Source organism: Bradyrhizobium sp. AZCC 2289 (assembly GCF_036924615.1).
In the GTDB taxonomy this organism is placed as follows: Bacteria; Pseudomonadota; Alphaproteobacteria; order Rhizobiales; family Xanthobacteraceae; genus Bradyrhizobium.
Genome location: NZ_JAZHRY010000001.1, coordinates 4,544,351 through 4,559,181, shown reverse-complemented (window position 1 = coordinate 4,559,181; position 14,831 = coordinate 4,544,351). Strand labels below are relative to the sequence as shown.

General features: G+C 63.6%; 11 protein-coding genes. 2 read left to right on the top strand and 9 right to left on the bottom strand.

Features of this window, described 5'->3' with window-relative positions:
• Window positions 1–79: 79 nt before the first annotated feature.
• The 9 genes from odhB to V1289_RS21720 form a co-directional block, all read right to left on the bottom strand.
• The gene (gene odhB / locus V1289_RS21760; RefSeq protein WP_334398773.1) at window positions 80–1,327 is read right to left on the bottom strand and encodes a 2-oxoglutarate dehydrogenase complex dihydrolipoyllysine-residue succinyltransferase; all 1,248 of its coding nucleotides are present in this window, start codon (window positions 1,325–1,327) and stop codon (window positions 80–82) included.
• A gap of 138 nt (window positions 1,328–1,465) precedes the next feature.
• Entirely contained in the window at window positions 1,466–4,423 is a 2,958-nt protein-coding gene (locus V1289_RS21755) for a 2-oxoglutarate dehydrogenase E1 component (protein ID WP_334398772.1), read from the bottom strand.
• A 133-nt stretch (window positions 4,424–4,556) separates the two neighbouring features.
• Entirely contained in the window at window positions 4,557–5,441 is an 885-nt protein-coding gene (gene sucD, locus V1289_RS21750; RefSeq protein WP_334398771.1) for a succinate--CoA ligase subunit alpha, read from the bottom strand.
• Between the two features lie 37 nt (window positions 5,442–5,478).
• Window positions 5,479–5,958 (bottom strand): DUF1579 family protein, encoded by a 480-nt coding sequence (locus tag V1289_RS21745; RefSeq protein ID WP_334398770.1) that lies wholly within the window; start codon window positions 5,956–5,958, stop codon window positions 5,479–5,481.
• A gap of 4 nt (window positions 5,959–5,962) precedes the next feature.
• Window positions 5,963–7,159, bottom strand: coding sequence for an ADP-forming succinate--CoA ligase subunit beta (gene sucC / locus V1289_RS21740; RefSeq protein WP_309181108.1), 1,197 nt, complete (start codon window positions 7,157–7,159; stop codon window positions 5,963–5,965).
• Between the two features lie 228 nt (window positions 7,160–7,387).
• Window positions 7,388–8,356: a malate dehydrogenase gene (gene mdh, locus V1289_RS21735; RefSeq protein WP_309181107.1), complete on the bottom strand. Its 969-nt coding sequence runs from the start codon at window positions 8,354–8,356 to the stop codon at window positions 7,388–7,390.
• Between the two features lie 251 nt (window positions 8,357–8,607).
• Window positions 8,608–9,792, bottom strand: coding sequence for a cell division protein ZapE (zapE, locus tag V1289_RS21730; RefSeq protein WP_334398767.1), 1,185 nt, complete (start codon window positions 9,790–9,792; stop codon window positions 8,608–8,610).
• Between the two features lie 258 nt (window positions 9,793–10,050).
• Window positions 10,051–10,587, bottom strand: a complete 537-nt coding sequence (thpR, locus tag V1289_RS21725; RefSeq protein WP_334398766.1) for an RNA 2',3'-cyclic phosphodiesterase — start codon at window positions 10,585–10,587, stop codon at window positions 10,051–10,053.
• A gap of 134 nt (window positions 10,588–10,721) precedes the next feature.
• Entirely contained in the window at window positions 10,722–11,426 is a 705-nt protein-coding gene (locus V1289_RS21720; RefSeq protein ID WP_334398765.1) for an arylesterase, read from the bottom strand.
• On the opposite strand from V1289_RS21720, the gene V1289_RS21715 reads away from it, so the two are divergent.
• Window positions 11,425–12,144 carry an ABC transporter ATP-binding protein gene (locus V1289_RS21715; RefSeq protein ID WP_334398764.1) on the top strand — a complete coding sequence of 240 codons (720 nt, stop codon included), beginning with the start codon at window positions 11,425–11,427 and terminating at the stop codon, window positions 12,142–12,144. The two genes, V1289_RS21720 and V1289_RS21715, sit on opposite strands and share 2 nt — an antisense overlap.
• Window positions 12,141–14,714 carry an ABC transporter permease gene (locus V1289_RS21710; protein ID WP_334398763.1) on the top strand — a complete coding sequence of 858 codons (2,574 nt, stop codon included), beginning with the start codon at window positions 12,141–12,143 and terminating at the stop codon, window positions 14,712–14,714. The genes V1289_RS21715 and V1289_RS21710 overlap by 4 nt, the downstream gene beginning before the upstream one ends.
• Window positions 14,715–14,831: the final 117 nt, after the last annotated feature.

The window sequence follows — 14,831 nt, the reverse complement described above, 5'->3', positions numbered from 1 at the left end:
AATCGCCCCCAAAGCTCAACGCAGATGATCAACGCCCGCCGGTCGGCTGAGGTCCTCGCAAACGGGCCCCGGGATTGCATCAGAGATCCAGCACCAGCCGTGCCGGGTCTTCCAGGCTTTCCTTGACGCGGACCAGGAAGGTGACCGCTTCCTTGCCGTCGATGACGCGGTGATCGTAGGACAACGCCAGATACATCATCGGGCGAATCTCGACCTTGCCGGCAACCACGACCGGGCGATCCTGGATCTTGTGCATGCCCAGAATGCCCGACTGCGGCGCGTTCAGGATCGGCGTCGACATCAGCGAACCATAGATGCCGCCATTGGTGATGGTGAAGGTGCCGCCCTGCATCTCGTCGATCTTGAGTTGGCCGTCGCGGGCGCGGCGGCCGAAGTCGGCGATACTCTTTTCGATGTCGGAGATCGATTTGTGGTCGCAGTCGCGCACGACAGGCACGACCAGGCCCTTGTCGGTTCCGACCGCGACGCCGATGTGGTAATAATTCTTGTAGATCAGATCGGTGCCGTCGATCTCGGCATTGGCCGCCGGGATATCCTTCAGCGCCTGCACGCAGGCCTTGGTGAAGAAACCCATGAAGCCCAGCTTGCTGCCGTGCTTCTTCTCGAACACGTCCTTGTACTGCGCCCGCATCGCCATGATGTGGCTCATGTCGACCTCGTTGAAGGTCGTGAGCATCGCGGCTGTGTTCTGCACGTCCTTGAGCCGCCGCGCGATCGTCTGGCGCAGCCGCGTCATCTTCACGCGCTCTTCGCGCGCGGCATCGTCGGCGGGCGACGGCGCACGCACCTGGACGGCGGCGGCCGGCTGATTGACCGGCGTCGGCGCCGAGGCCGCCTTCTCGATCGCAGCCAGCATGTCGCCCTTGGTGACACGGCCATCCTTGCCGGAGCCGGGAACCGTGGCCGCATCGATGCCGCTTTCGGCGGAGAGCTTGCGCACCGACGGCGCCAGTGGCGCGTCGGCCGGCGCAGCCTTCGGAGGCGCGGCGGCAGCGGGCGCAGCGGCCGGCGGCGGCGCAGCCGGGGCTGCGGCCTTGGCGGGCGCGGCCGCCGGTTTGGCGGCGCCCGCCGCACCGTCATTGATCTGTCCGAGCAACGCGCCGACCGCGACGGTCTCGCCGTCCTTGGCGGAGATCTCGCCGAGCACGCCCGCCGACGGCGCCGGGACTTCGATGGTGACCTTGTCGGTCTCGAGCTCGACCAGGGGCTCGTCGACCGCTACGGCATCGCCGGCCTTCTTGAACCAGCGGCCGATGGTGGCCTCGGTCACGGACTCGCCGAGCGTCGGAACACGAATTTCAGTCATTGTGTGTTTTCCTCAATCGCTTCTGCAGTCATCGTCCGCGAGGGCGAACGATCCAGTACCCCGTAACGTTCGTGATCGGATTGAACGGTGCGGGTCACCGGATGCCCCGCTTTCGCGGGGCATGACGAATGAAAATTTCTAGTTCAGTGCCTCATCCAGCAGCGCCTTGAGCTGTGCCAGATGCTTCGACATCAAACCGGTGGCGGTGGCGGCCGACGCCGCGCGGCCGGCGTAACGCGGACGCTTGTTCGGCGCGTGGATCTGGTTCAGCACCCATTCGAGATAGGGCTCGATGAAGTGCCACGAACCCATGTTGCGCGGCTCTTCCTGGCACCAGACCAGTTCGGCGTTCTTGAAGCGCCCGAGCTCATGCACCAGCGCCTTCAACGGCACCGGATAAAGCTGCTCGACGCGCATGATGTAGATATCGTCGATGCCGCGCTTCTCGCGCTCGTCATAGATATCGTAATAGACCTTGCCGGCGCACAGCACGACGCGACGGATCTTGTCGTCCGGCACCAGTTTGGTCTTGTCGTCCGGCAGCATCTGCGCGTCATCGTAGAGAATGCGGTGGAACGTGGTGCCCTCGCCCAGTTCGTCCAGCCGCGATACCGCCCGCTTGTGTCGCAGCAGCGATTTTGGCGTCATCAGGATCAGCGGCTTGCGAATTTCGCGATGGAGCTGACGCCGCAGCACGTGGAAGAAATTCGCCGGCGTCGTGGCATAGACCACCTGCATGTTGTCTTCGGCGCACATCTGCAGGAAGCGTTCGAGCCTTGCGGAGGAATGCTCCGGTCCCTGACCTTCATAGCCGTGCGGCAGCATGCAGACGAGACCGGACATGCGCAGCCATTTGCGTTCGCCCGACGAGATGAACTGGTCGAACAACACCTGCGCGCCGTTGGCGAAGTCGCCGAACTGGGCTTCCCAGATCGTCAGCGCGTTCGGCTCCGCCAGCGAATAGCCGTATTCGAAGCCGAGCACCGCTTCTTCCGAGAGCAGCGAGTTGATGACTTCGTAATGGCCCTGGTCGCCGCCGAGATGATTGAACGGCGTGTAGCGGCCCTCGTCTTCCTGGTCGATCAGCACCGAATGCCGCTGCGAGAAGGTGCCGCGCTCGGAGTCCTGTCCCGACAGCCGCACGTGATGGCCTTCCTGCAGCAGCGTGCAGAACGCCAGCGCCTCGCCGGTCGCCCAATCGATGCCGACGCCACCGTCGATCGCCTTGGCGCGGCTGTCCAGAAACCGCTGCACCGTGCGATGAACCCGAAAGCCATCGGCTACTTTGGTGATCTTGCGGCCGATATCCCTCAAGACCGCGACATCGACGCCGGTGACGCCGCGGCGTGGATCTTCTTCGGCGTCGGCCGACTTGAAGCCCGCCCATTTGCCGTCGAGCCAGTCGGCCTTGTTCGGCTTGTAGCCGGAGCCGGCCTCGAGCTCGGCATCGAGCCGCGCGCGCCAGTCGGCCTTGGCCTTGTCGACCTCGCCCTCGGTCATCACGCCCTCGGCAACCAGCCGCCTGGCGTAGATCTCCAGCGTGGTCGGATGCGAGCCAATCCTCTTGTACATCACCGGCTGGGTGAACGCCGGCTCGTCGCCCTCGTTGTGGCCGTGACGGCGATAGCAGAACATGTCGATGACGACCGGCTTGTGGAATTTCTGCCGGAACTCGATCGCGACCTTGGCGGCGAACACTACGGCCTCCGGATCGTCGCCGTTCACATGGAAGATCGGCGCGTCGATCATCTTCGCCACATCGGAGGGATAGGGCGAGGAGCGCGAATAGCGCGGATAGGTGGTGAAGCCGATCTGGTTGTTGACGATGAAATGCAGCGAACCGCCGGTGCGGTAGCCCTTGAGGTCGGACAGGCTGAAACACTCCGCCACCACGCCCTGGCCTGCGAACGCCGCGTCGCCATGCATCAACAGCGGCAGCACCGAAATGCGCATGTCCGGCGGATCGCCGTGCTGGTCCTGCTTGGCCCGCACCTTGCCGAGCACCACGGGATCGACGATTTCCAGATGCGACGGGTTGGCGGTCAGCGACAGATGGATCTTGTTGTTGTCGAACTCGCGGTCCGATGAGGCGCCGAGGTGATATTTGACGTCGCCGGAGCCTTCGACCGCGTCCGGGTTGGCCGAGCCGCCCTTGAATTCATGAAACAGCGCGCGGTGCGGCTTGCCCATCACCTGTGTCAGCACGTTGAGGCGGCCGCGGTGCGGCATGCCGAAGACGATTTCCTTCACGCCGAGATTGCCGCCGCGCTTGATGATCTGCTCCAGCGCCGGGATCAGCGACTCGGCGCCGTCGAGGCCGAAGCGCTTCGTTCCCGTGAATTTCAGGTCGCAGAATTTCTCAAAGCCTTCGGCTTCGACCAGCTTGTTGAGGATCGCGCGCCGTCCCTCGGGGGTAAAACTGATTTCCTTGTCGGGACCTTCGATGCGTTCCTGGATCCAGGCCTTTTGCGCGGCATTGGTGATGTGCATGAACTCGACGCCGAGCGTCTGGCAGTAAGTGCGTTCGCAGATCGCGACGATTTCGCGCAGCGTGCCGTATTCGAGGCCCAGCACGTGGTCGAGGAAGATCTTGCGGTCGAAATCGCTCTCGGTGAAGCCGTAGGAGCGCGGATCGAGTTCTTCGCGATCGCGCGGCGCCTCGATGCCGAGCGGATCGAGCTTGGCATGGAAATGGCCGCGCATGCGGTAGGCACGGATCAGCATCAAAGCGCGGACGGAATCGCGGGTGGCCTGATTGACGTCGGCGGCCGAAACCTCGGCGCCCCTGGCCTGTGCCTTGGCCGCGATCTTGGTACCGACCGCCTTCTCGACCGTCGCCCAGTTGCCGTCCAGCGCCGAGGTCAGATCGTCGCGCGGTGTCAGCGGCCAGTTGTCGCGGCCCCAGGAGGCGCCTTCGGCGTTCTTCTGGACGTCCGCGGGGGTGTCCTTCAGGCTTTTGAAGAATTCCTGCCATTCGGGATCGACCGAAGCCGGATCCTGCTCGTAGCGGGCGTAGAGGTCGTCGATGTAGGTGGCGTTGGTGCCCTGCAAAAACGAAGAAAGGGCAAAAGCGGCATTCGCGTCCTGGCGAGACATGGTGGCTTCCTGGTGATTTTCGGTTCGCGCGTGGAAGACGGCGCAACGCCGATCCGGAAACCGGATCAGCGGGATAAAGAACCCTTACCCTATTTGGGACGAATATTCCCGCCGAAAAGAGCCAAGAATTGAATTAGGACCTCAATTTTTCGACAAGGGTGTGTCCTAGCCGAGCAGGCGACGGAGAGACCGTGATTCCGGCCGATTCCATCGCCGCAGTCTTGGAACCGGCGTCGCCCTTGCCGCCGGAAATGATGGCGCCGGCATGGCCCATGCGGCGGCCGGGAGGGGCGGTGACGCCGGCGATGAAGCCGACCATCGGCTTCTTGCGACCACGCTTGGCCTCGTCCTTGATGAACTGGGCGGCGTCCTCTTCGGCCGAGCCGCCGATTTCGCCGATCATGACGATCGAGGTGGTCTTGGGATCGGCCAGAAACATCTCCAGCACGTCGATGAATTCGGTTCCCTTGACCGGGTCGCCGCCGATGCCGACCGCCGTGGTTTGGCCGAGCCCCTCCTGGGAGGTCTGGTACACCGCCTCATAGGTCAGGGTGCCCGAGCGGGAAACGATACCGACATTGCCCGGCGTGAAAATGTTGGCCGGCATGATGCCGATCTTGCATTCGCCCGCCGTCATGACTCCCGGGCAGTTCGGTCCGATCAGCCGCGATTTCGATCCCGACAACGAGCGCTTCACCCGCACCATGTCGAGCACCGGAATGCCTTCGGTGATGCAAACGATCAGCGGAATTTCCGCATCGATCGCTTCACAGATGGCATCCGCCGCACCCGGCGGCGGCACGTAAATCACGCTGGCGTTGGCGCCGGTCTTGTCGCGCGCTTCGGCGACCGTGTCGAACACCGGCAGATCGAGATGCGTCGACCCGCCTTTACCCGGCGAAGTGCCGCCGACCATTTGTGTGCCATAGGCGATCGCGGCCTCGGAATGGAACGTGCCGTTCTTGCCGGTAAAACCCTGGCAGATGACTTTGGTGTTTTTGTCGATCAGAACGGACATGGTTGATGTTGCTTTCGTAGATGATCGGGAAATGGAGTCAGTGCACGCGCCGATACACGCCGGTGAGCACGTCGGCCCATCCTTCCGCGTCGGGCGAGAACTGGATTTTCATGGTGTAGTTGTTGTCGTCAACGACTTCATAGACATGCCGCGCGTTGCCGCGCAGCGAGCCGCGCACCAGGATCAACGTCTTGCCGGTCCAGCCGCCGGAGGCCGGCGCCGGCGAGTAGTAGCCGAGTGAATCGTGCCAGAACAGTTTGTAGTGCCGATCCTCGCGATCGTAAGTGAACACGCCGTGGGTGGCGAAGCTCTCCTTGCCGTCGCGCATCTGGCGCGTGTCCTGGATCAGATAGAGGCCGTTGAGATCCATGCGAGCGACGACGTGCGAGGTGGCCGGTCCGCCCGCGGTCCAGCGCGACGGGAAAACCACCTCTTCGCCAGCCCACTCGCCGGCGAACACCGCGAGTTTGCGGTGCTCTTCCAACGCAGTCGGTGCGGCGAGATGGTCCTGGGGCATGGGACTAGCTCCCTTTGACGGCTTTCACGATCTTCTGCGCTGCGTCGTCGAGATTGTCGCCGGCCACGACGTTGAGGCCGGAGTCCTCGATGATCTTCTTGCCGGCTTCAACGTTGGTGCCTTCGAGCCGCACGACCAGCGGCACTTTCAGGCCGACTTCCTTGACCGCGGCGACCACGCCTTCGGCGATGATGTCGCATTTCATGATGCCGCCGAAAATGTTGATCAGGATACCCTTCACGTTGGGATCGGCGGTGATGATCTTGAACGCCGCGGTGACTTTTTCCTTGTTGGCGCCGCCGCCGACATCGAGGAAGTTCGCCGGCGCCAGGCCGTAGAGCTTGATGATGTCCATGGTCGCCATCGCAAGGCCGGCGCCATTGACCATGCAGCCGATGGTGCCGTCGAGCGTGATGTAGTTGAGATCGTATTTCGACGCCTCGATTTCCTTGGCGTCTTCCTCGCTCTCGTCGCGCAAAGCCACCACTTCGGGATGCCGGAACAGCGAGTTGTCGTCGAACGACACCTTGGCGTCGAGCACGCGCAGATCACCATTCTTGGTGACGACCAGCGGGTTGATTTCCAGCATCGCCATGTCCTTGGCGACGAAGGCCGTATAGAGCTGGCTCACCAGCTTTTCCGCCTGCTTGGCGAGAGGACCAGACAGGTTCAGGGCCTTGGCGACCTTGCGGCCATGGTGGGCCATGATGCCGGTGGCGGGATCGACCGAGAAGGTGACGATCTTTTCAGGCGTATTATGCGCGACGTCCTCGATGTTGACGCCGCCTTCGGTCGAAACCACGAACGACACTTCAGAGGTTTCGCGATCGACCAGGATCGAGAGGTAAAACTCCTTGTCGATATCGGAGCCTTCCTCGATGTAGAGGCGGTTGACCTGCTTGCCGGCCGGCCCGGTCTGCACGGTAACCAGGGTTGCGCCGAGCATCTGCTTGACGAATTGATTGACCTCGGCGGCGGACTTGGTGACACGGACGCCGCCCTTGTCGCCAGCGGAGGCTTCCTTGAATTTGCCCTTGCCGCGACCGCCGGCATGGATCTGGCTCTTCACCACCCAGACCGGACCGCCGAGTTCGTCGGTGGCAAGATCGGCGTCGGAAGGCTTGAGAATGGCCACCCCGCGCGGCACGGCCACGCCGTATTCACGTAGCAACGCCTTGGCCTGGTATTCATGGATGTTCATGTGGACGCTCCCCGAAGTCTCGTGCGGTGAATTATTTGGGTTTCACACCGATTTTGTGACTGGTATACCATATACCACAGAACCTGCAAATCCGAAATCACCAGGAATTTGATCGCATTAGTGCTGTCTCGATGCCGAGTCCGCACCGGATTGGGTGCGAACCTTGGAAATTGGAGTGCCGAGGAACGATTTGCCTGATCGATCCGTCGGCTGATCGTCGGGGCGCGATCACTTGCCGAGCAGATCGGGCGCGATCTTCTTGCAGGCATCGACCAGGCCCTGCACCGCGCCGACCGATTTGTCGAAGGCTTCGCGGTCCTTGCCGGCCAGTTCGATCTCGACAATGCGCTCGACGCCTTTCGAGCCAATGACGGTTGGCACGCCGACATACATGTCCTTCACGCCATATTCGCCGTTGAGATAGGCCGCGCAGGGCAGCACGCGCTTCTTGTCGCGCAGATAGCTCTCGGCCATCGCGATCGCGGAGGCGGCCGGCGCGTAGAAGGCCGAACCGGTCTTCAGCAGGTTGACGATCTCGGCGCCGCCGTTGCGGGTGCGGTCGACGATCTCGTCGATGCGCGCCTGCGAGGTCCAGCCCATCTTGACGAGGTCGGGCAGCGGAATGCCGGCGACGGTGGAGTATTTCACCAGCGGCACCATGGTGTCGCCATGGCCGCCGAGCACGAAGGCGGTGACGTCCTCCACCGAGACGTTGAATTCGTCGGCGAGGAAATAGCGGAAGCGCGAGGAATCCAGCACGCCCGCCATGCCCACCACCTTCTTGTGCGGCATGCCCGAGGCCTTCTGCAGCGCCCAGACCATCGCATCCAGCGGGTTGGTGATGCAGATGACGAATGCGTCGGGGGCATATTTCTTGATGCCGGCGCCGACCTGCTCCATGACCTTGAGATTGATGGAGAGGAGATCGTCGCGGCTCATGCCGGGCTTGCGCGGCACGCCGGCGGTGACGATGCAGACCTTGGCGTTGTCGAGCGCTTCATAGGAATTCGCGCCGGTCATATGCGCGTCAAAGCCGTCGACCGGGGAGGACTGCGCGATGTCGAGCGCTTTGCCCTGTGGCACGCCCTCGGCGATATCGAACATCACGACGTCGCCGAGCTCCTTCAGGCCAACGAGGTGAGCCAGCGTTCCGCCGATCTGACCGGAGCCAATCAAAGCAATCTTGTCGCGCGCCATGGGAAATCTGTCCTTATGAGACGAAGAGGAAGGGTGGAAAGTCGCTTGGAGGGCTGGTTATCCCTTTCGAATGATACGTTCAAGTCGCGGCGTGCCCAATTGTCGGTCTCTTGCGGGCCTTGCCTCGATTTCGACCAGGGGCGACGCTACGACCGCCGTCATTCCGGGGCGCGAGTGAAACGAGCGAACCCGGAAATCTCGAGATTCCGGGTCTGGTCCTTCGGACCATCCCGGAATGACTGCAGCGACGATTAAGTCTCCACCAATCCCGTGCTCGACCCGCTTGCCGCGGAGTCTTTCCGTCCATGCGGGAGCGCCAGATAGGATTCCGAACTCATTTCGATCAGCCGCGACGAGGTGCGCTTGAACTCGTTGGCCTCATTGCCCTCGGTCGCCAGATACAGCGACACCGGATTGGCCGCGGCCGACGCCATCAATTTCACGGCGTTGTCATAGAGCGTGTCGATCAGCGAGATGAAACGCTTGGCGGCGTTGCGCTCGGCATAGTCCATGACGGGAATGCGATCGATCAGGATGGTGTGGTAGTCGTGCGCCAGCCGCAGGTAATCCGACGCGGCCAGCGGTTTTTCGCAGATATCCGCAAAACTGAATCGGGCGACGCCGTGCGACGAACAGGGCACTTGCAGGATCCGGCCCTTGATCGCGATATCGCGCGGCTTGCATGGCGCGTTGCCGGTCATCCTGATCCAGGCCTTGTCGAGCGCGGTATGGGCGTCGTGATCCGCCGGCACCAGCCACATCTTCACGCCCACGAGTTTTTCCAGCCGAAAATCGGTGCGCGCATCGAGCCGCAGCACGTCCATATGGTCCGATATCTGCGCGATGAACGGCAGGAACAGCGCGCGGTTCAGTCCGCCCTTGTAGAGATCTTCGGGCGCGACGTTGGACGTCGCCACCACGACGGTGCCGAGCTCGAACAGTTTTGTGAACAGACGGCCCAGGATCATGGCGTCGGCAATGTCGGTGACATGGAATTCGTCGAAGCACAGCAGCCATGCCTGCTCGAAGATCGCATGAGCCGTCAGCGTGATCACGTCGCCATCGGCGATCTCGCCGCGCGCGATCTCCTGGCGATAGCCGTAGATCCGCTCATGCACCTCGGCCATGAATTCATGGAAATGGGCGCGGCGCTTGTGCTCGACCGGGCTCTGCTGAAAAAACAGATCCATCAGCATGGTCTTGCCGCGGCCGACTTCACCGTGAACGTAGAGACCGCGCGGCGGCGGATCGCCCTTGTCGGCGAATAGCCGGCCGAGCAGGCTTTGTTTGCGGAACGGCTTGTAGCTCGACAGCCGCTCTTCGAGGCCGGCAAAGGCCTCGACGGCGCTGGCCTGGGCGGGATCGGCCTCGATCGAGCCGAAGTCGACCAGAGCCTGGTAATGGGCGCGGAACGAGTTGGGCGAGGTGGACAGCATCGCCCTCTTACGGCCCAGCGGGAGGAAAATTGCAAGCCGCGAATTGGTGGTGGGGGTATGCGCGGCCGGCGCTGACCCAGCCGCAAATCGTCATACCCGCGAAAGCGGGTATCCAGTACGCCGCGGCTTCTCGGTTAAATCATGGCAGCTCTGGAATACGGGATCGCCCGGTCATAGGTTAGCGGAAGCGACGCCGTCCTTCGGACGGCTATGCCGGGCGATGAGAGCGGTGGATGTGACGAGCGGGCGCTCCCGCCCTCAGGCACTCAACGCGTAGGAATCCTCGACCACATAGGGCCCCCCGCCGGTCGAGGCGCGGGACGAGAACAACACGAAGCGCGAGACGGTGAAGGCGCGGCTCGGAAAATAACCGCGCACCGAGAGATAATCGGCGACGTCCTGGCTCGAGGCGTCGTACAGCCGCGCCAGCGTCACATGGGGCGTGAATTTGCGGCCCTCGGGATCGAGCCCGATGCGTTGCATCAGCCGTTCGAGTTCGGCCTGCAGCTCGATCAGCGGCCGGCACGGCTCGACGGAGGCGACCACCGCGCGCGGCTTGCGGCCGCCAAAACTCGACAAGCCCTGCAGCCTGACCTCGAACGGCTTGCGGTTGACCCGAAACAGCATCGAGGCGATCTCATTCGCCGACATGCCGTCGATGTCGCCGATGAAGCGCAAGGTGACGTGATAATTTTCGGGATCGATCCAGCGGGCGCCTGGGAGGCCGCCACGCAAATTGGAAAGCGTTTGGCCGATCTCGGCCGGAATTTCCAGACCAGTGAACAGACGCGGCATCGCTCGACTCCCGATGCTGAAACCCGGTAACGAATCACCGATCGCTAATTTCTACCTGACTTATGTGACTCTGCGAAGCATGCGAGGCGAAAGTCCGGGAAAACACGGTGCTTAAGGTTATCACTGCTGATTTTTCAACTCCGTTGCCCGGATAATTTGCCGAGAAATGCCTCCACCGTGGGCAAGATATTTTTCACCACGACGTCCACGCCCTCCGCGGTCGGGTGCATGCCATCCGCCTGATTGAGCCGGGCGTCGGCGGCAACGCCGTCCAGAAAGAACGGGTAGAGCGGCACGCCGAATGATTTCGCGAGCTCCGGGTAGATCGCGTTGAAACGGGCCGCATAATCGCTGCCATAATTTGGCGGCGCGACCATCCCGCAGAGCAGAACCGTTACCCCGCGCGCCTTCAGCCGCGTCAGAATATCAGACAGCGCCGCACGCGTGACCGCGGGATCGGTGCCGCGCAGGGCGTCGTTGGCGCCGAGTTCGACGATCACGGCGTCGGTTCCCTCGGGCACCGACCAGTCGAGCCGGTCGCGGCCGCCGGAGGCGGTATCGCCGGATACCCCGGCGTTGATCATGTCGACCTTTATCCCCTTGGTATCCAAGGCTTTTTGCAGGCGAACCGGGAACGCCGCCCCGGCCGGCAGGCCGTAGCCGGCGCTCAAGGAATCGCCCAAAACCACCATCTTGACCGGCTTTGCCGTTACCGCCACAGCCCCTTGCGCCAAAACCGTTCCCGCCGTCATCAAGGCCATAATCAACACGAGTATGTGCGCTGATATCGCGAACCGACCCTCGACCCGAGCGGCGGAAGTGCCATATGACCGAGCCATGGACAGTCTCATCGAACCCTCTTCACTGGCCGGCCTCGAGCCGGACACCATTTCAATCGCCAACGTCAATCTCTCACTCGGCACCGGCGCTGCACGCGTTCATATCCTGAAAGATATCAGCCTTCGTGTGGCACCGGGCGAAGCGATCGGACTGATCGGACCGTCAGGCTCGGGGAAATCGACCTTGCTGATGGTGATGGCGGGGTTGGAACGTCCTGACAGCGGAGAGGTGGTGGTCAACGGCACGCCGTTCAATGCCCTCGACGAGGACGCCCTCGCCCGCTTTCGCGGCCGGCATGTCGGCATCGTATTCCAGTCGTTCCATCTGATACCGACCATGACGGCGCTGGAAAATGTCGCGGTGCCGCTGGAACTCGCCGGCAATCCCGATGCGTCCGCGCGCGCCGCGCAGGAACTGCAATCGGTCGGCCTCGGCGACCGCCTGCATCATTATCCCACGCAATTGTCCGGCGGCGAGCAGCAGCGCGTCGCGCTGGCCCGTGCGCTGGCACCCGATCCCGCGATCCTGGTCGCGGACGAGCCGACCGGAAACCTCGATGAAGCCACCGGCAAGCAGATCGTCGATCTGCTGTTCACCAAGCACGCCGAGCGCAGCATGACGCTGGTGCTGGTGACGCACGACACCTCGCTGGCGCAGCGCTGCGACCGCGTGGTGCGGCTGCGCTCGGGCCGGATCGACGGGCATTCAAGTACATGAGCATCGCATCCGAGGCCGCTGACCGCGGCAGCCGCGCGTCGTCGCTTGCGCTGCGCTATGCGCTTCGCGAGTTGCGCGGCGGCTTGCGCGGCTTTTACGTCTTCATCGCCTGTATCGCGCTTGGCGTGATGGCGATCGCCGGCGTCGGCTCCGTTGCGGCCAGCCTCAGCGAAGGCCTTGCGCGCGAGGGCCGTACGCTGCTCGGCGGCGACGTCGCATTCTCTCTCATCCAGCGCGAAGCCAAGCCCGACGAGATCGCGTTCCTGCGTTCGCGCGGCGACGTTTCGGTCGCGGCGACGTTGCGCGTCATGGCCCGCAGCGCCGACGGCAGGCTGGCGCTGGTCGAGCTCAAGGCGGTGGACGGCAACTATCCCATGCTGGGTGAGCTGACGCTCGATCCGGAATTGCCGATAGCGGATGTGTTGGCCGAGCGCGACGGCGCGTTCGGCGCGGCGGTGGATTCCACTCTTTTGGCGCGGCTTGACCTCAAGCTCGGCGACCGCGTCACCATCGGCAGCGCCAGCTTTCAGATCCGCAGCGTTGACAGCGCCGAGCCCGACAAGCTCGCCGGCAATGTCGGCCTCGGCCCGCGTTTCCTGGTCAGCGAAGCCGGCCTGCGCGCGACCGGGTTGTTGCAGCCCGGCAGCCTGGTGCGCTGGATCTACCGCTTGAAACTACCCGACAACGCAGCGACCGACCGCGCCGCGACCGCGCTGATCGACAGCGCGCGAAGCGCGCTGCCGGCAGCCGGCTGGGAGATTCGAAGCCGCGGCAACGCCTCGCCGCAGCTCGAGCGCACCATCAGCCGTTTCACCCAATTTCTGACCCTGGTCGGCCTTGCCGCGCTGTTGGTCGGCGGCGTCGGCGTCGCCAATGCCGTCAAGAGCCATATCGATCGCCGCCGCGACGTCATCGCGTCGTTCAAGGCGCTGGGCGCCACCGGCCGCGATGTCTTCACGATCTATTTGACCCAGGTGGTCGTGCTTGCCGGGATCGGCTCGGTGATCGGCCTTGCCGCCGGGGCGGCGCTGCCTTTCGTTATTGTCGGCCTGTTCGGCAAGCTGCTGCCGTTGCCGGTGATCCCCGCATTGCACGCGGACGAACTTGCGCTGTCGTTCATCTACGGCCTGCTCACGGCACTGGCCTTCGGCCTGTGGCCGCTCGGCCGGGTGCATGACGTGCCGGTCGCGGCGCTGTTCCGCGACGAAGTAGCCCCCGAATGGCACCGCCCGCGCTGGAGCTATCTGGCGCTGATGGCGGTGGTGATTGCGCTGTTGATCGCGGTTGCGATCGGGCTTGCCTATGACAAGCGCGTCGCCGCGGTGTTCGTCGTCTCCTCGGCCGCGGTGTTCGCGCTGCTGCGCGGCGTCGCCGCCGGGCTGATGGCGCTGGCGCGCCGCCTGCCCCGTAGTCGCATCACCATGCTGCGGCTGGCGATCGCCAACATCTACCGGCCCGGCGCACTGACGCCATCGGTCGTGATGTCGCTCGGCCTGGGGCTGGCGGTGCTGGTCACCATCACCCAGATCGACGGCAATCTGCGGCGGCAGTTCCTGGCGGCGCTGCCGGATCGCGCGCCGTCGTTCTACTTCATCGATATTCCCACAACCGAAGCCGACCGCTTCGCCGCCTTCCTGAAACAGACCGCGCCCGGATCGACCGTGGAGGACGTGCCGATGCTGCGCGGGCGGATCGCCGCCGCCCGCGGCGTCAAGGCCGAAGACCTCAAGGCTTCGCAGGATTCCGAATGGGTGCTGCAGAGCGACCGTGGCCTTACCTATACCGGCGAGATTCCCAAGGGCTCGAAGATCGTCGAGGGCGAGTGGTGGGGGCCGGATTACAGCGGTCCGCCACTGGTCTCGATGGAGAAGAAGATCGCCGACGGGCTCAAGCTCAAAATCGGCGACGAGATCGTCGTCAACGTGCTCGGCCGCGACATTTCGGCCAAAATCGCCAATTTGCGCAATATCGACTGGCAGGGCCTCGGCATCAATTTCGTGCTGGTGTTCTCGCCGAACGCCTTCAAGGGCGCGCCGCACAGCCATGTCGCGACCCTGACCGAGACCCATCCGGACGCCGCCGGCGACGCCCGCATCATCAAACAGGTGGCCGACGCCTTCCCGACGGTAACCAGCGTGCGGGTGCGCGAGGCGCTGGAAACCATCGGCAGCGTGGTCACCAACCTCGTGATGGCGATCCGCGGCGCCAGCGCGGTGACGCTGATCTCGGCCATTCTGGTGCTGAGCGGCGCGCTCGCCGCCGGCCATCGCCACCGGGTCTATGACGCGGTAATCCTGAAGACGCTCGGGGCCACCCGCGCGCGGCTGCTCGGCGCCTATGCGCTGGAATATCTGATGATCGGCTTTGCCACCGCCGTGTTCGGCGTGATCGCAGGCTCGATTGCGGCCTGGCTGATCGTGACCCGGCTGATGACGCTGAGCTTCATCTGGCAGGCCGGCAGCGCCGCCGGCGTGGTCGTGGCCGCGCTGATCGTCACGGTGGGGCTGGGACTGGCCGGCACGCTTTTGGCCCTGAACCAGAAACCGGCCACGGTGTTGCGGAATTTGTGACAATTTGTAGCGGCAGAGCGAGCAGGGTTAACGCCGTTTTTGCCCCTAAATCGCGGTTTAGAGCGACATTCAGCCGCGCGTGGAAGCTTGCAGCGAATGTGGTAGTTTCCCACATAT

Bases quoted from the DNA above. Each gene is read 5' to 3' on its own strand.
- odhB (WP_334398773.1), bottom strand. From the start codon at position 1,327: ATGACTGAAATTCGTGTTCCGACGCTCGGCGAGTCCGTGACCGAGGCC.
- V1289_RS21755 (WP_334398772.1), bottom strand. From the start codon at position 4,423: ATGTCTCGCCAGGACGCGAATGCCGCTTTTGCCCTTTCTTCGTTTTTG.
- sucD (WP_334398771.1), bottom strand. From the start codon at position 5,441: ATGTCCGTTCTGATCGACAAAAACACCAAAGTCATCTGCCAGGGTTTT.
- V1289_RS21745 (WP_334398770.1), bottom strand. From the start codon at position 5,958: ATGCCCCAGGACCATCTCGCCGCACCGACTGCGTTGGAAGAGCACCGC.
- sucC (WP_309181108.1), bottom strand. From the start codon at position 7,159: ATGAACATCCATGAATACCAGGCCAAGGCGTTGCTACGTGAATACGGC.
- mdh (WP_309181107.1), bottom strand. From the start codon at position 8,356: ATGGCGCGCGACAAGATTGCTTTGATTGGCTCCGGTCAGATCGGCGGA.
- zapE (WP_334398767.1), bottom strand. From the start codon at position 9,792: ATGCTGTCCACCTCGCCCAACTCGTTCCGCGCCCATTACCAGGCTCTG.
- thpR (WP_334398766.1), bottom strand. From the start codon at position 10,587: ATGCCGCGTCTGTTCACTGGTCTGGAAATTCCGGCCGAGATCGGCCAA.
- V1289_RS21715 (WP_334398764.1), top strand. From the start codon at position 11,425: ATGGACAGTCTCATCGAACCCTCTTCACTGGCCGGCCTCGAGCCGGAC.
- V1289_RS21720 (WP_334398765.1), bottom strand. From the start codon at position 11,426: ATGGCTCGGTCATATGGCACTTCCGCCGCTCGGGTCGAGGGTCGGTTC.
- V1289_RS21710 (WP_334398763.1), top strand. From the start codon at position 12,141: ATGAGCATCGCATCCGAGGCCGCTGACCGCGGCAGCCGCGCGTCGTCG.